General features: G+C 63.3%; 15 protein-coding genes. 5 read left to right on the forward strand and 10 right to left on the reverse strand.

Annotated elements, in window-relative coordinates:
- The 6 genes from RE4_RS25605 to RE4_RS25630 form a co-directional block, all read right to left on the reverse strand.
- Nucleotides 1-9,161 (reverse strand): non-ribosomal peptide synthetase (locus RE4_RS25605; protein WP_255246890.1); only part of this gene is annotated, 9,161 nt, incomplete at its 3' end.
- A 208-nt stretch (nt 9,162-9,369) separates the two neighbouring features.
- Nucleotides 9,370-9,822 carry a flavodoxin family protein gene (locus RE4_RS25610; protein WP_019748153.1) on the reverse strand — a complete coding sequence of 151 codons (453 nt, stop codon included), beginning with the start codon at nt 9,820-9,822 and terminating at the stop codon, nt 9,370-9,372.
- Nucleotides 9,823-9,869: 47 nt separating this feature from the next.
- Nucleotides 9,870-10,517: an isochorismatase family protein gene (locus tag RE4_RS25615; RefSeq protein WP_019748152.1), complete on the reverse strand. Its 648-nt coding sequence runs from the start codon at nt 10,515-10,517 to the stop codon at nt 9,870-9,872.
- Nucleotides 10,518-10,553: 36 nt separating this feature from the next.
- Nucleotides 10,554-12,218, reverse strand: coding sequence for a (2,3-dihydroxybenzoyl)adenylate synthase (locus RE4_RS25620; protein WP_060939602.1), 1,665 nt, complete (start codon nt 12,216-12,218; stop codon nt 10,554-10,556).
- Between the two features lie 41 nt (nt 12,219-12,259).
- Nucleotides 12,260-13,060 carry a 2,3-dihydro-2,3-dihydroxybenzoate dehydrogenase gene (locus RE4_RS25625; RefSeq protein ID WP_019748150.1) on the reverse strand — a complete coding sequence of 267 codons (801 nt, stop codon included), beginning with the start codon at nt 13,058-13,060 and terminating at the stop codon, nt 12,260-12,262.
- Complete coding sequence (locus tag RE4_RS25630) at nt 13,048-13,278, reverse strand: phosphopantetheine-binding protein (RefSeq protein ID WP_003942230.1); 231 nt, start codon at nt 13,276-13,278, stop codon at nt 13,048-13,050. Before RE4_RS25630 ends, RE4_RS25625 begins: the two co-directional genes overlap by 13 nt.
- A 201-nt stretch (nt 13,279-13,479) precedes the next feature.
- Between RE4_RS25630 and RE4_RS25635 the strand changes: the two genes are divergently transcribed.
- Nucleotides 13,480-14,637, forward strand: coding sequence for an isochorismate synthase (locus tag RE4_RS25635; RefSeq protein ID WP_081098432.1), 1,158 nt, complete (start codon nt 13,480-13,482; stop codon nt 14,635-14,637).
- A 7-nt stretch (nt 14,638-14,644) separates the two neighbouring features.
- On the opposite strand, the gene RE4_RS25640 is transcribed toward RE4_RS25635, so the two are convergent.
- Nucleotides 14,645-15,043 (reverse strand): DUF1801 domain-containing protein, encoded by a 399-nt coding sequence (locus RE4_RS25640; RefSeq protein ID WP_019748148.1) that lies wholly within the window; start codon nt 15,041-15,043, stop codon nt 14,645-14,647.
- A gap of 202 nt (nt 15,044-15,245) precedes the next feature.
- Between RE4_RS25640 and RE4_RS25645 the strand changes: the two genes are divergently transcribed.
- Nucleotides 15,246-16,193 (forward strand): hypothetical protein, encoded by a 948-nt coding sequence (locus RE4_RS25645; protein ID WP_238077134.1) that lies wholly within the window; start codon nt 15,246-15,248, stop codon nt 16,191-16,193.
- Nucleotides 16,194-16,240: 47 nt separating this feature from the next.
- On the forward strand, nt 16,241-16,897 hold the full coding sequence (locus tag RE4_RS25650) for a thioredoxin-like domain-containing protein (protein ID WP_060939603.1): 657 nt from the start codon (nt 16,241-16,243) through the stop codon (nt 16,895-16,897).
- A 35-nt stretch (nt 16,898-16,932) separates the two neighbouring features.
- On the opposite strand, the gene RE4_RS25655 is transcribed toward RE4_RS25650, so the two are convergent.
- Together RE4_RS25655 and dapB are read right to left on the reverse strand one after the other, a co-directional pair.
- Entirely contained in the window at nt 16,933-17,397 is a 465-nt protein-coding gene (locus tag RE4_RS25655; RefSeq protein WP_060939604.1) for a hypothetical protein, read from the reverse strand.
- Nucleotides 17,394-18,158 carry a 4-hydroxy-tetrahydrodipicolinate reductase gene (gene dapB, locus RE4_RS25660; RefSeq protein ID WP_019748144.1) on the reverse strand — a complete coding sequence of 255 codons (765 nt, stop codon included), beginning with the start codon at nt 18,156-18,158 and terminating at the stop codon, nt 17,394-17,396. Before dapB ends, RE4_RS25655 begins: the two co-directional genes overlap by 4 nt.
- Before the next feature lie 102 nt (nt 18,159-18,260).
- On the opposite strand from dapB, the gene RE4_RS25665 reads away from it, so the two are divergent.
- Nucleotides 18,261-20,300: an ATP-binding cassette domain-containing protein gene (locus RE4_RS25665; protein ID WP_081098433.1), complete on the forward strand. Its 2,040-nt coding sequence runs from the start codon at nt 18,261-18,263 to the stop codon at nt 20,298-20,300.
- On the forward strand, nt 20,297-21,031 hold the full coding sequence (locus tag RE4_RS25670; protein ID WP_046378447.1) for an energy-coupling factor transporter transmembrane component T family protein: 735 nt from the start codon (nt 20,297-20,299) through the stop codon (nt 21,029-21,031). The genes RE4_RS25665 and RE4_RS25670 overlap by 4 nt, the downstream gene beginning before the upstream one ends.
- On the opposite strand, the gene RE4_RS25675 is transcribed toward RE4_RS25670, so the two are convergent.
- Complete coding sequence (locus RE4_RS25675) at nt 20,997-21,653, reverse strand: TetR/AcrR family transcriptional regulator (protein WP_021344025.1); 657 nt, start codon at nt 21,651-21,653, stop codon at nt 20,997-20,999. The two genes, RE4_RS25670 and RE4_RS25675, sit on opposite strands and share 35 nt — an antisense overlap.
- Between the last annotated feature and the right edge of the window lie 225 nt (nt 21,654-21,878).

Genomic DNA, 21,878 nt, shown 5'->3' on the forward strand with positions numbered 1-21,878 from the left:
TTCCAGGACGAGAGGGCGTCCGTGCGATCCGCTTCGGCGATCCATCGCAGGTGATCACGGAAGTCCGCAGGCTTGTCGAGCGCGCCGTCGAGTCCAACCGGGTCCGTGCCGTGAGTGCGAGCAAACTCGTAGAGCGCAAACAACTCCGCGTACATCAAGGTCTGCGACCAACCGTCGGTCAGCAGATGGTGCTGAGTGAAGACGAGATGCGCTCCCCCACCCGGTAACCAGACCAGCACCATTCGAATGAGTGGTGGTGCATTCAAGTCGAAGAGCGTGCCGAATTCAGCCTCGTCGACGGCGCGAACCTCGCGATCGATGTCCTCGGTCGCAACTGCGCTCAGATCGATCTCGCGGAAAGGCATTTCGGCTGCCCTGGGCACGAACTGCACCGGAGCGTCGAAACCGGCGTGTGTGAAGCCGGCCCGCAGGTTCGGATAGCGCCGCAAGAGCGCATCCCCCGCTGCTCGGAGTGAGCGAACGTCGACGGCAGCATCGGCGGAGAACTCGAATCGCGGCTGCATGTGATAGACATCCGTACCGCCGGCGCCGTCGAGAACCGACTGGAAGTACATGCCTTCCTGCAAGGGACCGAGTGGCATCACGTCCTGCCAGCCCGGGCTCAGCGACTCGAGCCGTGCCCGACGATCCGCATCGACGGCTACGAGTGGGCTCGGCACACGATCCGGCGCGGTGTCGGGCAATGCCTTTCGGTCCACCTTGCCGTTGAGGGTGAGCGGGAGTGCTTCGAGCACCGTGATGCTCTGCGGCACCATGTGCTCGGGGAGCAGCCGCGCAATCTCCTTGCGCACCAGTACCGAATCGAGCGTGGTTCCACCTTCGGGAACCACATATCCGTGCAGACTTCCGGTGCCCGCCGCATCGACACGGACGGTGGCTGCCGCGCGGAACACACCGGCCACCGATCCGAGCGCGCCTTCGACCTCGCCGAGCTCGATGCGGAAACCGCGAACCTTCACCTGATCGTCCGCACGACGAAGGAACTGCAAAACCCCTCGCCTGCGTCGGACCAGATCACCGGTGCGGTAGAGGCGTGCCCCCGGCAGAGAAGGATCGGCAACGAACCGAGCTACGGTCAGATCGGGGCGATTCAGGTATCCGCGGACCACCTGCGCACCGCCCAGATACAGCTCGCCCGCAACGCCTTCCGGAACCTCACGCAGGTCGTCGTCGAGGATTCGCACGTGCACGTCGGTCCAGGGCTGACCGATCGTGACTCGGTCGCCGGTCGTGATGACCGAAGATGTCGCCCACACCGTGGCCTCGGTGGGTCCGTAGACATTCCGGACCGAAGCAGCGTTGGCCACCAGATCGTCAGCCAGATCCTGCGGGAGGGCTTCCCCTCCCACCAGGGCTCGCACCATGGCGAGCCCGACTGCGTTCTCGTGTTCGGTGACCACTCGCCACAGCGCCGGCGTTGCCTGCATCACTGTCGCATTGCTTGCGATGATCAACGCCGACAACGCATCCGGATCGCGAACCGTCCTGCGGTCTGCGATCACGACAGTCGCGCCCGCTGCGAGCGGGCACAGCAACTCGAGTGCGGCGATGTCGAACGACACCGTTGTCACCGCGACGATGCGATCGCCCGGCCTGATCCAGCAATCCTCGAGTACCGTGTCCGCGAAGGCCGCGAGGTTGCCCGTCGAGACCATCACGCCCTTGGGGCGACCCGTCGAACCGGAGGTGTGGATCATGTAGGCGAGGTGATCACCCGCCGCGGGCGGTGAAGGAAGCACAACGCCCGAGTTGGTGAACTCACCGTCCACGAAGACACTCGTGGCGACCGTCGACGGAAGTTGCCCGGCGCTGTCGATACTGGTCAGGACACACACCGGGGCCGCGTCCTCGATCATGAACTCGAGCCGCTCACTCGGGTAGTCGACGTCGAGTGGCAGGTACGCCGCACCAATACGCAGTACCGCGAGCAGTCCGGCCACCAGATCCGCATCTCGATCGAGCGCGACGGCGACTACCTTCTCGGGTCCGGCGCCGGCCGCGAGAAGTTCGCGGGCCAGCTCGTCGACGCGCGCCGACAGTTCCCCATAGGTAATTCCGACCTCGCCGGAGATCACCGCGACGTCGTCGGGGTGACGGCTGACGTGTCGAGCGAACAACTGCGAGATCCCCGACGGCGGCGTCGCGCGTCGGCCCGGATCGCGATCCCACTTGCTTTCCGACAATCGCAGATCCGCGACGACAGTGCTGTTTTCGTGACCGAGGACCGCGATCACACCGTCGAGCAATGCGTCCGCAGTCGCGCCGTCGAACAGCCCGGCATCAACCGTCAATCGAAGTTCTGTTGCGGTTCGGACGAATTCGAGGTCGACGCTATTTCCGGGCGAGTGACCGACACGGGCAGCGAACAGACTGCTGGTGGGACGCCCGAGTAGATCGGCGATTCGGTCCAGGCTGACATCAGAATGCGCAAGTGCCTCAGAGACAGCGTTTTCGACTCGTCGAACGACATCGGCAATTCTCGGCCGACCGGACAGATCGACCCGAATCAGGCTGTCAGTCCCTTCCAAGAACAGTCCGACCGCAAGGTCCCGACCGCCACCGAAGCCGTTCAGCGTCGCCGCCACTGCGGCCAACAGCACCGCGTCGAATCCTGATCCGTCACCGAACCGAGCATCGCGTAGCTGACGAACGTAGGTGTGCGGGCGGTACTCTTCGCCGCGCGGGCGATCGTAGGGAAGGTCCGTTTCGAGGGGCAAGCCCGCGAGCGTGCGAACCCAATACCGCTCGTGATCAGGATTTCCCGCCACTGCCGGGGCGCGGAACGTCGCCACGGTCACGGCGGGTCGATCGACGACAGCAACCGAATCCGGCGAGAACTTCTTCTGATCGACGCGTGCGGCCACGGCAAGACCGAGGGGGGTCGGGGTGTCGAAGACATCGGAGACGACGACGCGTATTCCCAGCTTCCGCAGACTTCCCACCAACCGCATCGCTGTGAGCGAGTGACCGCCGAGAGTGAAGAAATTGTCACCCGGATCGACGTCGGGAATCTCCAACACCGTTGCGACACAGGCGCACACTGCATCGACGACCGCGGGATCGACATCGATCGCAGGATCGGACGCGGCCACCTTTTTCGTGACAGCCACATTTTTCGTGACAGACACCGCATCGGCAACGGACGCTGCCTGTCGGACAACCGTGAGCACCGCGGATGCGGGAGCTGTCGGCTCGGTCAGCAACCCACGCAGGATCTCCGCGAGCCGTGTGACCATTCGCTGCGCCGTGGCTTCGGAGACAACTGCCGGATCGTGGTACAGGACCAGATCCAGACCGGTGCTCGGCGGCGCCATCAACGTCATCGGATAGTGCGTGACTCCGCGGTTGGTGAATCCCTCGACTCGAAGTGTGTGCGATGCAGGCTGTCCCGCACCGGAGTTCGGGAAGTTCTCGAACACCAGGAGCGTGTCGAACAGTTGACCGATCCCGGCGATGCGTTCGATCTCGGCCAAACTGGTGTGCTCGACGTCCACGATGTCGAACTGCGCGTTCTGCAGACCGACGAACTGATCCAGCAAGGGCTGATCCGCGACGATGTCGAGGCGGGCCGGAATCGTGTTGCTGAACAACCCGACCATTCCCTCCACCCCGGAGAGTTCGGCAGGTCGGCCGGACACCGTGGCCCCGAACACGACGTCCCACTGTCCCGTCGCTTCGGCGAGCGCCGCTGCCCACGCACCCTGAACCAGGGTGTTGACCGTCAGCGCTCGCGCACGACCGAGTTCGATCAGCGCTTCGGCGTCCGATGTCGCGAGAGGAACCTCGAGCGCGACGGGCACACTTCGCGGCGCCCCTGCGTCGGCAACGAGAGTCGGCGCGGTGAGCCCACGCAGACGCTCACTCCACACTGCGCGGGCAGAGTCCTGATCACGGCCGGCGATCCATGCCAAGTAGTCGCGATACGGCGTCGGCGCAGGAAGGTGCGCATCGCCGTCGTGGTAGACGTTCATCAGCTCGCGCAGGACGATCGGAGTCGACCACCCGTCGGTGAGCAGGTGATGCGCATTGAGGACCAAACGGTGCACCCCGCCGGGCAGCCGAATCAGCAGCGCACGCAGCAGAGGCGGTGTACTGACATCGAAGACGTAATCGGCGGCCTCGTCCTCGAGCTGATCTGCAGAGCGGAATGCAGTGTCAGCTGGAACGGAGGTCAGGTCGACCGAACGCCACTCGACTTTTGCACCGCGCGGAATGATCTGAACGGGCCGTTCGAACTGCTCGTAGTGGAAAGCTGCGCGTAGGTTCGGGTGCCTGTCGATCACGGTCTCGAACGCGTCGGCCAACTTCACCTCGTCCAACGGGCCGGAGAGGTCGAAGCGTGCAGTAAGTGTGTAGACGTCTGCTTCGCCGTCACGGACCGCATGGAACAGGAGGCCTTCTTGTAGCGGCGACAGCGGAAGTACATCGGCAAGCGGTCCGTGGACGGCTTCGAGTTCGTTGATCCCGGCTTGATCGACCACCGCGCCCTGGCCGAAGATCGTCGCCGAGCAATCGGAAGGCGTCAAACCACCCTCGAAGAGCGCGGCATGCGCGGTCAGTGCAGCGAGCGCACGTTCCCAATGCTCTTGCAGCTCGACGATCGTCGCGGCGTCGAGCACTGAACCCGCCGCAGTCCATTCGACTGCCAGCGTCGTCGAGTCGTCCTCTCGGACAAATGCGTTGAGCGCCAGCACTTCCGACATTGCCTTGCTCGCCGGTTCGATGACCGCGAATGGATCCTGCTCCGGCAATCGCCATCCGGTTCCGGGTAGGGACGGGAAGCGGCCGAGATAGTTGAGCAACAGTTCAGGTGTAGCGCACGCGGAAAGGTCAGGTGCGGTGTCGCGATCCAGATGCCGCAGAACTCCGTAGCCGACTCCACCTCCGGGTACGGCGCGTTTTGCTTCCTTCACCGCACGAAGCAGATGCCCGGCAGCTGCTCCGCCGCTCAGTGCGTCGGCAAGATCGTCTGCGGTGAGCAGTGCATCGGTGGGAACCCGGACGGGGAACTCACTGGTGAACCACCCGATGGTTCCGGCGAAGTCGGTGTCGCTGGTGAGCGCGTCGCGGCCATGGCCTTCGACGGTGACTGTCTGCGCGGGCAGGCCGATGAGGCCGCGGCCGTGCTGCCATGAGCGCAAGGCAAGCATCAAACCCGCGAGAAGCACTTCGTCGGCCTTGGCTCGATACGCCGCCGGAAGCGTGGTCAACAGCGCGTCGGTGACAGCCGGGGGTGCAACAGTTGTCGTGCGAGAGGCGGTTGCGGTGAGGTCGACTTTCGGGTCGAGACGACGACTGCCGATCGGCTCGTCGTCCGCCTGTACCGACGCGGACTTCCAGTACTCGAGCTCTGATGCCCTGCTGCCCGAGGCCCCGAATTCTGCGAGCAACCCCGCGTATCGGCGCCACGAACTTCCGCCAGCACCCAGCCGGGCCGACCTACGCTCGCGCGCTGCCCCGGTAGCTTCGTGGAGGTCTGGAAGCAGAATTCGCCAGGACACACCGTCGACGATCAAATGGTGAGCCACGACGATCAAGTGGTCGGGTCGACCGGCCGCGGTATTGACCAGTACGACTCGCAGGAGTTCACCGGCGCGCGGGTCGAGACTCGCCGCCGACGCCTCCGCGAGCTCTCTGATCCGGGGCAGCTCCGAGGTGTCGGACACCTCGCGAACGAGTCCCTCGCTGCGCACCGCGCCGGCGTCCCGGACGATCAATTCGGTAGTGCCGCTGTCATTGTCACGGCGCAGGAGCAGACGTAGAGCGTCATGGTGATCGAGGATCGTCTGCACGCCGGACTGCAGGTCGCCAAGCGAGAGGCCGTCGTCGATGCGCACTGCGGTCCACTGCGCGTAGCCCGCGATTGCCTCGTCTGTCGGATTCTTGTCGATCAGTGCCCGAACGATCGGCGGGGCGATCACGGTGCCGGTCGCCACGTCCGCAACTGAGGCTACGGCGTCGGCGTCATCGGCAATCTCACGCGCCGCAGCGGCGATGGTTCCCAGATCTCGCTGTGCAAGTAGCTCTTTCGGAGCGACGACCAGTCCGCGCACCCGCAGGCGACTGCTGACACTGATTGCCGTGATGCTGTCACCACCGAGGCCGAAGAAATCCTCGTCCACGCCGACGCGTTCGCGGCCGAGCACCTCGGCCACCACGTCACAGAGGATTTCCTCGTGTGGTGTGGATGCAGCGCGACCTTCCGATTCGGTAGCCGGGGCTGGTAGTGCCGCACGATCGAGCTTTCCGTTCACCGTGACGGGCAGTTCGTCCAGAACGACGATTGCGGCGGGAACCAGATGATCCGGTACGCGACCGGCGAGGTCTCGGCGCAATTCTTCCTGCGGCGGAAGCGTTGTGCCGGCGGCGGCTACAACGTAGCCGACCAGGCTGGGCCGTCCACCATCCGTACGGATCAGCGCGGAGGCCGCGCCGATTCCGGGCACCGATCCGAGAACAGCCTCGACCTCGCTCAACTCGACGCGATGTCCGCGGATCTTCACCTGCTTGTCGCTACGACCGATGAAGTCGTATCCCCGCCCGGGTACCCAGCGCGCGACGTCCCCGGCGCGGTACATCAAATCTCCCGGAGCCCCGAAGGGATCTGCGACAAAACGCTCGGAGGTCGCGCCGGCGCGACCGAGGTATCCCCTGGCCAATTGCGGTCCGGCCAGATAGAGCTCACCTCGTTCGCCGTCGGCGACCGGCGCGAGCGCGCTGTCGAGCAGGTACGCACGGGTTCCCGCGAGCGGGTACCCGATACGCGGTCCGGCACCTTCGACCGTGGTCGCGATCGCGTCGACCGTCGTTTCGGTGGGGCCGTACAGGTTTCGAGCGGGAACACCGGATTCGATGATTGCGTCCCACAGTGCGGGCGGTGCCGCCTCGCCGCCCACGACGAGGAGCTGCAACCGCTGCGTACGCAGCAATCCGTTGTCCACCATCGCTGCCGCCATCGACGGCGTCGTGTCGACCACGTCGACGCAATCTCGCTCGAACGCCGCGACCAGGGCAACGGCGTCCTTCTGCAGTTCTTCGTCGTATACGTGCACCCGATGACCACACAGCAGCCACAGCAGTTGATCGAGAGACGCGTCGAAGGCGAACGACGCCGTATGCGCGGTGTGCAGTTGGCGGTTTCCGACGCGCTCGGCGGTGTCCCGGTAGATGGTGGCGCGGTGGTGGTGAAGCAGGTGCGCCAATCCACCGCTTCTGACCAACACGCCCTTCGGCTTGCCGGTCGATCCCGAGGTGTAGATGACGTACGCCAGGTGATCGCCATGCCGCGCCGTCGCCAGTTCACCGAGTTCGAGTGGAAACTCGGAATGGGCACGGAGTTCTTCGCGCACTGCGTCGGAATCGAGTACGAGCGGGTCGGGTCGAGAATCTCCGACGAGTTGCTCGGCCAGCGCGGAAGTGGTGAGCACCACCTTCGGTTGCGCGTCGTCGATCAGATCCCGCAACCGCTCGGCCGGGTGCTGCGGATCCAGGGCCACGTACGCTGCGCCCGCGTTCAGTGTCGCGAGCAGAGCCACCACCATCTCGGAGGTACGCGGAAGTGCAAGTCCGACAATGTCGTCCGGGCCGACATCGCGAGCCCGAAGCAACCGGGCGAGTTTGTGGACGCGGCCACCGAGTTCTGCGCCTGTCAGACGTTCCTCACCGCACACCAGGACCGTGTCATCCGCATGATCGGCGACGATGCGGTCGAAGACGTCCGGGACGAGGGCGACGGAGCCAGGCACAGGTTCAATCTCGCGGCGGGTGAGAATCCGCGCAGCTTCGGGTGCCGGCATCATCTGCACCTGTCCGACGGCAGGATCTCCCTCCCCCACCATCGCGTTGACGATGCTCACGAAACCAGCGAGGCGACGCTGAACCGAATCCCGAGTGTTGGTACGCGCGTCCACTTCGAACCCGAGGAGAACTTCGCCGTCCGCGATGGGAGTGACCGTCAAACCCAGGTCCTCCGGCGGCCCCCCGGCGACGTTACGCAGTACACCCACAGCACCGGCGAAATCGAGGGCGAAGTCGAAAGCCTTGAGATTGATTCCGATCCCGTGAAGCAGTGCGCCGGTGCCGGCGACGCCCAGGTCCCGAGCAAGATTCTCACCGCGGTAGCGCTGGTGTGCGCGCAGGCTTTTCATCGTGGCGGCCACCTGCTTGCTCAGGTCACCGAGTCGATCGTGGCTGCGAATCGTCAACCGGAGAGGCAGAACGTTGACTGCCATGGCCGGGGTCTTGAGTGCCGTGCGCCCCACGCGCGCCATGAGTGGCATCGCGATGACAACATCCGTCTCACCGAGCAACCGGTGGAGAAACGCGCCGTAGCAGGCGATCAGTGCCTCGGCCCACGTTGTTCCCGTCGCGTCTGCCACCTCTTTGAGGCGGCCGAGGGCGTCGGCACTGATGACCTCGCGAACCTGGATCGTTCGTTCCGCTGGACCGGTGACCTGCTGGCCCCGTCCGTCCAACGCGGGCAACGGCGTCAGGACATCACGCCAGTAGTCACGATCTTCGACGAACTGGTTGCCCGCCCGGTACGCCTCGTCCTCGGCGACCAACGCACTCATCGAACCGAATCGCGTTGGCGCGACCTCGGTTCCCTTCTTCGCGGCCGTGTAGTGCGCGGCGACTCGGCGCGAAATCATTGCTGCGCTGTATCCGTCGACGATCAGGTGGTGATAGAGCTGAATGCACCAGATCTCGCGATCGGAGAGCCTGATCAGCGAGTACGTGTAAAGCGGGCGCTCCACCATCAGGCGGCAGTACTCGGACGCCCGGCTGCGCTCGGCGTCGACCAGTGCGTGCGCCACGGCTACGGGATCGCGCTCGTCACGGACGTCGGTGATCGGGATGATGCCAACCGGCTCGTCGGAGATGTACTGACGCGGGCCGTCCGCCGTCTCGATCATCCGCAGCCGCATGGTTTCGGCTTCGCCGATCGTCGCCCTGATGGCGGTCGTCAGACGTTCGGTGTCGATCGGTTCGTCGCCCGAGATTTCGAGCACCTCACCGACGAGATAGCTCCGAGATTCGGGATCAAGCCTCTGTGCGTTCCAAATCCCGAGTTGAGCTCCTGTGAGAGCAAACGTAGCTTCGTTTGCCGCTCCGGAGTTCGAACCTGGAAGAACGCTCACACTGATCCCCTCGTCTGTGGACACACGTCACCCAAGGGTGACCTAACGTCGTTTTGGGTAGCCTAAACTAAATGTCGATGAATCGGGGAATCCGCCTCGCCGGTGACCCGAGAACCGACGGCTCCCGACGCGTTCACCAGAGGACACGCGCTTCTACAACCGCTTGCGGGACAGTCTCTTTCGTGAACCGAAACGAGAAAGTGGAAGGCTAGTCCATCAGCGTTGCTGCGACGGTTCCGCCCAGTTCATAACAACCATCGCGGACAGATTTGTCCACGCTCACAGTCACTTCGAGCGGATCCGCCACCGCGACCAACCCGAGCCCTGTCGCGAGTTTGCGCACCGACGACACGGCACCAGCAGTGTCGTTGTTGCCGTGAACCCACAGGCCGTACGGCCGATCCGACACCGCACCGAGACATTGGTAGTACGTGGTGTCGAAGAAGTACTTGAGCGCGCCCGACATGTATCCGAAATTGGCGGTGGTACCGAAAAGATAGCCGTCAGCAGCGAGTACGTCGGGCACCGTCGCCGCCAACGCCGGCACCACCTTCACCTCGACGCCCTCGATCTCCGGATCGCGAGCACCGGCAAGGACTGCATCCAACAATTCGTGGGTTGTCGGCGAGGGCGAGTGGTGAACCACCAACAAAGTCTTCACACACCTGACAATACGGCGACGGGTGGCGCACCCGTCGCCGTTCACGCCTACGCCGAAACCGTTTCCGCGCTCATCGCCTTGACCAGGTCATCGGTTCGGGTGACCGAGGCGCAGCGCCCGGCCGCGTACTCGAGGGCGCCGACATGCTCGCCCAGGGAGAAGTCGGCCACCGCGTCGCCCACGAAGAAGATCTGCACGTCTTGCATGAACCCGTCCAAAGCGGTAGTCAGGCAACCGATGTGGGCATAGATTCCGGTGATGATCAGCTGGTCACGCCCACTCTCGCGCAGCCGCTCACGCAGATCCGTTTTGATGAAGGCGCTGTAGCGCCATTTTGTGAGCATCACGTCGTCCGGATGCGGAGCCAACTCGGCGATCACGTCGGTGTGAGCGGGATCTGCCTTCAGTCCCGGTCCCCAGAAATCCGACAGCAACGCACGCTCCTCGGGATCCTGATCTCCGGGTTGCGCGGTGTAGACGATCGGGATTCCGGCAGCTCGCGCCGACGAACGAAGCCGGTCGATGTTCGGAACCACGGTTTGGAGCGGGTCGACGCTTCGGTCGTACGCGTTCACGAAATATTCCTGCATGTCGTGCAGAAGCAGCACCGCTCGGGAAGGATCGAGAGTCCAGTCGACCCGATTCTGCGGAAACTCGGTGGGCATCTCGTATCGCACTGCTGTGGGTAGCGCCATGATGAATCTCCTCGAAAATGTGGGGGTGGGAACCGATCAACTCGACAGAGTCTGTGCGGCAATCGATTCGCTGAGAACACGGCGCAAGGCCGCCTTGCTGGTCTTTCCGACGCCGGTGACGGGGAACTCGGTCACGAACTCCACTCGATCCGGAACCTTGTACGCCGCAACGCCTCGGCCTCGTATGTATCGCTTGATCTCGCCGACGGTCGGTGCATCTCCGGAAATCACCAGAACGGCGCAGGTTCGCTCGCCCAGGTACTCGTCGGGAACAGCGACGACGGCCGCATCGTGGACAGCAGGATGCGAGAGCAGGTGGTTCTCGATCTCCTCGGCGGCCACCTTCTCGCCGCCGCGATTGATCTGGTCCTTTGCGCGGCCCTCGACAATCAGGTGTCCCGTATCGGTGACGCTGACCAGATCGCCGGTGCGATAGAAACCTTCGGCGTCGAAGACCTCGGCATTGTGCGCATCCGCCCGGTAATAGCCACGGATCGTGTACGGCCCCCGAGTCAGTAAGTGCCCCGTGGTTCCGGGCTCGACGAGCGCGCCATCGTCATCGACTACACGAACCTCGTCGTCCGGTGAAATGGGCCGGCCCTGCGTGCTGACGATCAATTCTTGCGTGTCGTCGAGGCGGGTGTAGTTGACCAAACCCTCAGCCATGCCGAACACCTGCTGAAGGGTGCAGCCCAGCTCCGTGGGTACGCGTGCGGCAGCTTCGGCGCTGAACTTCGCTCCGCCGACGCCGAGAACCCGCAAGCTCGACAGGTCGTGATCTGCCTTGCTGGGGGCGGCCATCCAGGCCAATGCGATCGGTGGAACCAGCGACGCGTGCGTGACTCGCTCTGATTCGATCAGACCGAAAGCTGTGGACGGCATGGTGTCCGGCGCCAGAACCACGGTGCCGCCCGCGTGGAAGACACCGAGAATGCCCGGCGAACTCATCGGAAAATTGTGCGCAGCAGGGAGAACCACCAACACGCGCGTCGAATCGTCGACGCCGCAGATCGGGTTGGATGCCCGCACCGAGTAGAGGTAGTCGGCGTGCGTTCGCGGAATCAGCTTCGGAACACCGGTCGTGCCACCGGAAAGCTGAAGAAAGGCGACCGACAACGGATCGACGTCGGCAAGAACGGGAATCTCGTATCCGCGTAGCGAATCGAAACCGACAAACTCTTCGGGGTCGCCGGCCACGATCACAACAGGCGGAGTCTCGAGGCCTTCGTTCACCTCACGCGCCAGTGCGCGGTAGTCGAACCCGCCATGACGGTCGGCGACGATATAGGCAGCGACATCAGCGAACTGGCAGAAGTATCCGATTTCGGTTCGGCGATGCGCTGGCAACCCGAATACCGGCAGGGCGCCGAGCTTCAACACACCGAACAATGCTTCGACGTATTCCACGATGTTCGGTAGCTGCAGAAGCACACGGTCACCGGCGCGAACACCCAACCCGGACAGGCCTCCGGCCACTGCCGAGCTGCGACGATCGAGGTCGCAATACGTCAGCCGTGTTTGTGCCCCGGTGGCATCGCTGCCTACTACCGCTTCGTTGTCGGGATGCCGTGCGGCCGCGGCCGTGATGAATCCGGCCAGCGTCTCGTCAGTCCAGTAGCCTCGTTCCCGATAATGCGTCACCAATTCGGGCGGATACTGTGCGACGGGCGCCAAGGGCTCGCGAGCGATCCTCGATGTCATGCAAGTGACTCCTCTTCGAAAGTACTGTCAGCAAATACATCTCACGCTTTTAGCGTCGCTCCGCCGTCGACGTACAGCGCCTGCATGGTGATGTGGGCCGCCCGGTCGGACAGCAGGAAGTGCACCGAGTCCGCGATATCGTCTGCGGTGGCAAGTTTTCCGAGCGGAATGCCCAGGCGATAGCCCGCCAGATTGCCTTCGATGACCGCGTCGGCACCCGAATCGTCGGAAGGGTCCGACCACAAAGACCGCTGCATCGCTGTGTCTGTGGAACCCGGAGCGACAACGTTGACGCGAATCCCGTCGACAGCCAACTCCAGGCCCGCGGTTCGAACCAACATGGTGGCAGCAGCTTTGGACGAACCGTAAGCACCCATCCCGATACGTGGGACACCGGCCGCGTTGGACGAGACCACCACGATCGACCCAGCCCGCCGGCGACGCATTTCCAGTCCCACACTTTGCAGAACATTGAGCAATCCGAATACGTTGACGCCGAATATCTTCCGCCACTGGTCTGGATCGGAGTCCAGCACCGATCCGGTGTCGAGAATTCCGGCGACGTGCGCGAGCGCGTCGATCCGGCCGAACGTGTCCATCGTGGAGGCCACTGCAGCGTCGACTGCCTGCCGATCGGTCACGTCCACGACGTGACTCTCGATATCGGCGCCTTCGACGATTGTTTCTGCCAATTCCGCAGTTGCCCGCTTCAATTCGACGTCGTCGCGATCGAGAAGTGCCAGCGAATACCCGTCGCGCGCAAGAGTCCGGGCCACTGCGGCGCCGATCCCCGCCGCCGCACCGGTGACTACGGCAATTCGGCGATCGCTCACTGCGGGCACAGCACCTGAACCCAGGCATTGATCGTCGGTTCTTCTGCCAACTCCGCGAAGTCGGCATCCGCGCCCGCTCCTCGCCAACGTTCGACGAGCGTCATCAAGCGAACCGAGTCCAGGCCTTCGTCACCCAGGTCCGCGTCGTCGCCGAGTTGTTCTGCCCTCATCGACAGAACCTCGGCGACGTCGCGCACGATCTGGTCACGGTCCACGGTGTTGCTCATCGGTCTCCTCGAGTAGTGGTCGACGCGCTCAGATCGAGCCAACCCACCCCTCGTGTCGACCCCGTCCGCACGCCTTTACTTTAGGCCAGCCTAACCATAACGGTACGGAAGTACACAACCCGGATGCTCACGACACAAATTCATCCGAACTAAGGCTAGCCTCAACATAGCAAGTAATCCTGTCGAACTGGAAGGGTGTCCATGTCAGCACTCGCCGAAGTCTCCGAATTCCCGTTGCGCAACAACCGGACTGACGATGAAACGGACTCCGTTTTCCTGCTCTCACGTAGGCAAACGTCGATCCGTACTTCGGGAGTAGTCGAAGAATTCGACTCGGCCTTCGACGCCGCTGAAGCCCTCAAAACGGGGCGCATCGACTCGGTCGTCGGAGCCCTGCCGTTCTCACCGGAGACGGCGTCCGCCCTCACCGCGCCACTGAGTTTCACACGAGTCCGCGGTGATCTATATCACTCGAACGCACCGACGCTACCCACTTCGCGGGTAGCCGGATTCGAACCCAGCGCGCAGATCCACACCGACAGAGTCCGCGGCGCCATCGAACGTCTTCGAGCAGGCGAACTCGACAAAGTTGTCCTCGCACGCTCCCTGACCATCGAGGCCGAGTCCACGATCTTTCCCGCCGATCTGGCCGAGAAACTGATTGCACTCGATCACGCGCACAACGGTTTCTGCGTCGACTTGTCCCCCGCCGGAGGAAAGTACCGCGGGCGTTCGCTGGTCGGCTCGACGCCCGAGGTTCTGATCGAACGGCGAGGCGACGTCGTCACCTGCCACCCGTTGGCGGGCTCGATTGCACGGCACCCGAATTCGGATCAGGACGAGGCGAATGCCGAGCAACTCCGCGCGTCGACCAAAGATCTCGCCGAACACGCGTTTGTCGTCGACTCCATCAGCTCGATACTCGGACCACTGTGCACATCATTCAATGCACCCAGCGCACCGGAACTCCTTCGGACACCGCAACTGTGGCACCTCGGGACTAAGATCGAAGGTGTCCTGGCCGATCCGAGCCTGACCTCGCTCGAGCTGGCAATGGCGCTGCACCCGACCCCCGCCATCTGCGGAACACCGACGGGCGCCGCACGCGAGCACATCACCGCGACCGAAGGGGACCGCGGGTTCTACGCCGGTGCCGTGGGCTGGTGCGACCGAACCGGAGACGGCGAGTGGATGGTGGCTATTCGTTGCGCCGAGATCGCAGCAGACGGCCTCTCGGCGCGGGCGTACGCAGGCGGCGGAATCGTCGCTTCCTCCGATCCGGAAATCGAGCTGAGAGAGACCAGTACAAAATTCCGCACGTTACTCAGTGCGTTCGACCTCGCTGAACATCAGCTCTGACCAGGCATCACTTCTTCGAGGTGTTCAGGGCAATCGCGGCGTGAACGAGTGCCTTGAACGCCTTTTCGTCGACGGCTTCACCTTCGTGAAAATCGATCGCCCGTCTCGTATTGCCCTCGAGGCTGGAGTTGAAGAGACCTGAGGCGTCGTCGAGTGATGCGCCTTTGGCAAAAGTCACCTTCACTGCACTCTTGTAAGTCTCACCGGTACAGATCATTCCGGCGTGGTACCACACGGGAACTCCTCGCCACTTCCATTCCTCCAACACATCCGGATCCACCTCTTTGATCAGAGTTCGTATCCGGGAGAGCATCTCGCCCCGCCAGTCTCCGAGTTCCTCGATTCGCTGGTCGATCAACTGAGACGGGGAATCTGCGCCTTGCTTTTCGGAATCACGCTTCGCCATCGCTTCGTCACTTCCTGCTCGTTGCCGCCGATCTCCGGTGAGTCGAGTATCCCCTCCTGCACCAACATTCACTCAGCGAATCACTGACGCATCACGACGTCTCGGCAAGCGCGATTTCTTGAAATTCGGACAAAGTGAGACGGACGTCCAGTATTCTCTGGGTACTAAGTCCCGATTCTTCGGCCCGGAGGACTGCATCGTGATGTGGAATCGCCCGCTCGCCCATTCAGTCGCTGCGGCTGCCGGATCGGTTCTTCTCGCCGCAGCAGTCGTCGGCGTTCACGCTGTTCCGGCGGCGGCGCAACAGGCCCCGCGCGTCTTCGACGTACTGTGCACACCCACCGATGAAGGCCTTTCCGAGCTGTCCGGACTCACCGTCACCGCGGCCGGGATATACGCAATCGGCGACAGCGGCTCCGATGATCGAGTCGCCGAACTCGATTCGAACTGCCACGTTCAGCGCTGGATCAGCGTGGGCACCCCTCGTGTCGATGTCGAGGATCTCTCGTCGACTCCCGACGGCCACCTGTGGCTGGCAGACATCGGCGACAACAACGCGGTACGAACGTCGATCGGGCTGATCGAACTCGATCCGACTTCAGGTGCCGCGACCTCCTACCCCCTGGTTTATCCGGACGGGGCGCACGATGCCGAGACACTGCTGATCCAGAGCAACGGGCTTCCCGTCATCGTCACCAAGGATTACCTGGGCGCAAGCGTGGTCTACACAACCGCTGAACGACAGCAGGTTCAGGATCTGAGTGCGGCGTCGCCGACCATGTTGGCCAAGGTAGGTCAGCTCAGATTTACTCCCACCCTCACTTCCGGTGGACCGGTCCCCCACGCCGGAACGATGGCTGTCACCGGAGGCGCCGTGAGCAAAGACGGCACGGTGGTAGCGCTGCGCACCTACACCGATGTCTACCTCTACACAGCTCCCGACGGTGATATCGCGAAAGCCTTGACCACCAAGCCGATTCGTGTGCCCCTTCCCGACGAGCCACAAGGTGAAGCGATCGCGTTCGACGCGGCCGGTGATCTGATCAGTGGCTCCGAGGCATACCAAGGGCCGCTGCCTCCGCTCCGAATTCTTCGAGGCGCCAGTGACATCGCGCTCTCGGGCGGAACCACAAGCTCTCTCGGGTCGTAGTCGATTCACGTCTCGGGAAAGCGGACAGGCGCCGCTATCATGGCCGAGTGAACAAACAACTTCGAGCAACAGTGGTGATCTCGACAGTTCTCGCGCTGGCTTCGTGCGCGAATTCTCTCGAAGGAACACCTCGACCGGATGCGTTTGTTCCGAGCGTAGACAATCCGGATCCGTCCGAATCCATCGACGGAGTTGTCACGGTCGACTACCCGGCAGCTCAACACGTACGGCCGAACGAACGTGTGGCGTACACACATTCACCGCCCTTCGGTGGTCGCCATGATTCGGTCTGGGCAAACTGCACCGGAGTTGTCTACCCGCAAGCCATTCGAACCGAGAATGCGGTCCATTCCCTCGAGCACGGGGCAGTGTGGATCACGTACAACCCCGACCTGGTCTCGAGTGAGGATCAGGCGCGCTTGGCACAGCGAGTCGAAGGGATGAGCTACACCTTGATGTCGCCGTATCCGACCCTGGATTCGCCGATCTCGCTGCAGTCCTGGGGCCGTCAACTCAAACTCGACAACGCTGAGGACGCTCGCATCGATCAATTCGTCTCGGCGCTACGAGTCAACCCGAACACGTATCCCGAAGTGGGCGCGACGTGTTCGGTGCCGATGACTAGCTTCGACCCGAACAACCCGCCCCCATTCGACCCCACCACTCCGGATCCGTCTTCTCCCGCAACAGTTCCGGAGCGGTAGCATCCCAGCAGACCCCTGTTCACAGCAGGGAGAAACTACTTACCTCGCGACCGACGTTCCAGTTCCACTGCGCGGCGCATGGTTTCCCGTGCCAGGCTTCGGTCACCGGCATAGTCGTAGGCGCGAGCGAGTCGGAAGTTCTGCTTCCAGTTGTCCGGGTCTGCTTCCCAGTCGACCTTGATCTGAGCGAACAACTCGTCGGCAGCCGCCCGCTCGATCCGGCCCGAAGGCAATTTCGGAAGTGAAGACGCATCGACAGCGAGGCCCTCGTCGTAAATCTGCTGTGCGAGGCGTTGGTGTGTGAAGCCGGCACGAAGAGTGGCGATGACGAGCCACAGCCCCAGGAACGGCAGGATCAGCACGCCGATCCCGAGACCGATCGCAGCGCCGCCGCCGTCTTGGATGAGCTGGATTCCGCGTTGGCCGAGCAGCACGAAGTACACCGCGAGCGCGATACAGATCGCAACGATCAGCGCGAGGGTGCGGGTGGTCTTGTTCATAGATCGAGGAAGGAATCGATACCGACCGTCAGGCCCGGACGCGAGCCGATCTGGCGGACACCGAGCAGAACGCCCGGCGCGAACGAATTCCGGTCGATCGAGTCGTGGCGAATGGTCAGCGTCTCGCCCTGAGTTCCGAGAATCACTTCCTGATGCGCGACCAGTCCGGCCATCCGCACGGAGTGAACCCGGACGCCGTCGACGTCGGCGCCGCGCGCACCCTCGAGCTCGGTCGTGGTGGCGTCAGGGCTGCGTCCGACGCCTGCTTCCGCGCGAGCCTCGGCGATCATGGCGGCCGTTCGGTATGCGGTGCCCGAGGGAGCATCTGCCTTGTTGGGGTGGTGAAGTTCGATGACCTCGACGGAATCGAAGAAGCGCGCCGCGGCAGCCGAGAAGCGCATCAACAACACAGCACCGATGGCGAAGTTCGGGGCGATCAGAACACCCGTTGCAGGCTGCTCGTCGAGCCAGGACTGCACAGTCGCAAGCCTGGACTCGTCGAAACCGGTGGTGCCGATCACGGCGTGAATTCCGTTGGCCACGAGGAATTCCAGATTTCCCATGACGACGTCGGGGTGCGTGAAATCGACGACTACCTGAGTGCGGGTGTCGACGAACGTCTCGATGCGATCACCGGTATCGACCTGAGCGACAAGTTCCAGATCGGGAGCAGCTTCCACTGCCTCGCAGATCGCTCGACCGACCTTGCCCTTGGCTCCCAGAACCCCGACCCTGATGGGTGCTGCACTCACGTCTTCCACGCTCCGTCCGATGCATTGTTTGAGGTGAAGCCTACGCAATCGTGCCGATGCGCTCACCATCAGTCGGGCAGGAGTTATGTCACCACTGGCACACTGGACGTAGTGAGCAACCGTCCGCAAGTCCGCGAAACCGGCAACCTTCGACCACTCGAGTTGGCAACGGGTGCCGTCATGGCCGGATTCACGGTCGCGTTGTCCGTCATTGCCACGGTCATCCCCATGGCCAGCGCCCTCAACCTCGTGGCCGCCGTTCCGATGGGAATTGTTGCCCAGCGCTTTCGAGTCCGCGCCGTGATGACGGCCGGCGTCTCGGCTACTGCGGTCGCTTTCGTCGCAGCGGGTTCGGGATCTGCGGCGGCGGTCGCGCTGAGCGCTCTCCTCGGCGGAATCATCGGTACGGTCAAGCGGCGCGGTCTCGGCTTCGTCTCCGCGTTGCTGTCGTCGCTTGTCATCGGACCCGCGCTGGCGTTGTTCTCCATAGTCCTTTTGCTTGTTCTCGCGCCCCTGCGCACCTTGTTGTTGACCTCGCTGGAGAACACCGCGCTTGGCGTGGCCGCAATCTTGAAGCGTGCCCCCACGCTGGTCGGCGCAGCCGAATGGATCGAGAACAGCATCGGCTCGATCATCGACTACTGGTGGTTGTGGATCGGCGTGTCGATCATCTCCGGAATCGTCCTCAGCACCGTCGTCTCCTATTTTGTCCTCGGCGCCGTCCTCGATCGATTGGCTGCACTCCCCTCGGCCGACCCGCTCCAGACAGCACCCGACGACCGTCCGATCGATCCGTTACCGGTCACTTTCGATCACGTGGGCTTCACCTATCCGGGTGCATCGACGCCGGCGCTCGTCGACGTCAACTTCACGGTCCGACGAGGAGAGTTCGTCACCGTCGTCGGCCACAACGGCTCGGGCAAGTCCACACTCACCCGGTTGCTCGCCGGTCGCGCACCGACCGTCGGGACCCTGACGAGGCCCGGGTCCGCCGGTCTCGGTCGACACGGCGGAACCGCCGTCGTCCTCCAACGTCCCGAGAGCCAGATCCTCGGAACCCGCGTCGCCGATGACGTCGTCTGGGGGCTTCCGCCCGAGTCGCATCCCGACGTCGATGCACTGCTGGCCGAGGTGGGACTCGCGGGCATGGGCATGCGCGAGACCTCAGGGCTGTCCGGCGGCGAGATGCAACGTCTGGCGGTTGCTGCCGCTCTGGCTCGTCGCCCCGCTCTGCTGATCGCGGACGAAGCCACCGCGATGGTCGATCAGGCCGGCCGGGAGGAATTGGTCTCGCTCCTCGCCGAACTGCCCCGGCGCCATCCGATGGCCGTGGTTCTGGTCACCCATCACCACGCCGACACCCGCAACGCAGATCGGGTGATTCAACTACAACGCGGACGGCAGATCGATCACCAACCCGGTTGGATGACGTCGACGTTCGCGGGTCCGCCGTCTGCGCCGTGGCCGGCCGGCACTCGAACTGTCCTCCAACTCACCGATGTCACCCACACCTACAACGACCGGACTCCGTGGTCGCGGCGCGCACTGTCAGACGTGAATCTGACCATCGGCGACGGGGACGGGCTACTGGTCCTGGGCGGCAACGGTTCCGGTAAATCGACCCTGGCCTGGATCATGGCGGGCTTGATCGCACCGAGCCGGGGAACCGCGGTCTTCGACGGCAAACCCGTCTCGCGTCAGCTCGGCACTGTCGGTCTGACGTTCCAACACTCGAGGCTGCAGCTGCAACGCCGAACCGTCGCCGAAGACATCGAGGCCGCCGGTGGTCCGGAGATCGGATCGGTGCAAGTCTCCTGGGCGCTCGACGCCGTCGGACTCGACCGCCACATCGCCGGCCGCAGTATCGACGAGTTGAGCGGCGGACAGATGCGACGCGTCGTACTGGCCGGTCTCCTCGCCCGCCAACCCCGAGTACTCATCCTCGACGAACCATTGGCCGGTCTCGATCCACCCGGCCGACACGAAATCCTGAACGTACTCAGGTGGATTCGTCGGAACGGAACCGCAGTAGTCGTCATCTCCCACGATGTCGACGGCATGGATGCCGTCTGCAGCAGAACAATTCGACTGTCGCAGGGTCGCATCCTCGACCCTGCCGCCAGCAGCGCCTTGGAAGGATCGACGACGTGACAACACTTCTGCGCGAAGTCCCGACTTCATCGCCGATCCACCGATTATGGGCCGGAACGAAGATCGTTGCCGTCGTTCTCGTCAGCATCGTGGTCGTGGCCGCGCCGTCCTGGCCTGCGATCGGCGTCGTACTGGGATTGTTGTTGCTGACCGCGGTGATCGGACGCATCCCCCCGACTGCAGTTCCCCGACCTCCGTGGTGGTTGTGGGCGCTGATCCTGCTCGGCGCGTTGATCAACCTTCCGATCGGCCTCGACGCGGTGTTCATCTACCTGCAAGCTGTGACGTTCGGTCTTGTATTGCTCTGCGTCTCACTGATGTTGGCGTGGACCACGTCGATGAGCGACGTGGCGCCGGCACTGGCAACGCTCGGTAGACCGCTGCGAATATTCAAGATCCCGGTCGACGAGTGGGCCATCGCGACCGCCCTCTGCATTCGTTCACTTCCGCTGTTGATCGACGAGATGCTCACCCTGGTAGCGGCGCGACGACTGCGCCCGAAAGCCGTGGTGAACAGCGCGGCCGACAATTCGATAGTCGACCTGATCACCACAACCATGTCCGTGGCAATTCGGCGGTCTGCCGAAATGGGCGAAGCAATCTCCGCTCGCGGGGGCACTGGACTGATTGCGGCGTACCCCAAGCGCCCTCAGCTCGCCGACCTGTTCGCACTGACCGTCGTCATCGCCGCGTGCGTCAGTGCCGTTGCTTTGACGATAGTCCTGCGCTGATCGGGTCATCGCTGACAGAATTTGCCTGGGCGATGATCGCAGAACCCATCCAGCGCCTTAGGTATCGCCGCAGTTCCTCATCGCTCCGCGGTGGGTCGCCAGGCGCGAGGAAAAACGACTGCATCGTCCGCAGGACGTATTCGACCAGTTCCTGAAGTGACGCGTCGTCGTAGCCGTAATGCACCCAGTCCACGTCGAAGCGGTTGATCATCGCCATTCCGAAGGCTTGCGCCTCCTGAGAGGTCAGACCCTCCGGGTGCAGACTCGAATTCGTGCTTGTGAGAAGGATGCCGAGATGCGGTGTTCGGTGGACCTGAGTCAGTGTGTATAGAACACCCTCGGTCATCGCCTCGACGGGATCTTCGATGCCGCTCACGTGTGTGGTGAGTCGATCGAGGTAGCCGTCGACCGACGCGATCGCCGCTGCCCGCATCAGAGCGTCGGCGCTGGGGAAGTATCGATACACGGTCTGCCGGATCACGCCCAGTGACTCCGCCACGTCGCCGATGCTGATTTCCGAACTCGTCCGTCCGATCAGCTCGACTGCGGCCTCGACAATTCGACGTGACGCATCTTCGTCGTTGTCCGGTGGATTGCCGCCCCACCCACGCCTTCGTGCCACTGCCCACTTCCTCGCTCGAACGAGGCTCGAACCATGTCTTTGCGCTCGAAGTCCAAGAGCCACAGGCTAACACAGGCAGGTTTTGCATCTGCTTTCCCCGAATCCACTCCCGTCATCGAAAGTGAACATACAACTGCACATCAATATGTATGATTACCGCCACACGTGGCTTCGAGTGCCAGAGCGGCCACCTGACCAGCCCCTCCGAAAGACGAGGTTCGACAA

This window comes from Rhodococcus erythropolis NBRC 15567, from assembly GCF_001552595.1.
Classification (GTDB): Bacteria; Actinomycetota; Actinomycetes; order Mycobacteriales; family Mycobacteriaceae; genus Rhodococcus_F; species Rhodococcus_F erythropolis.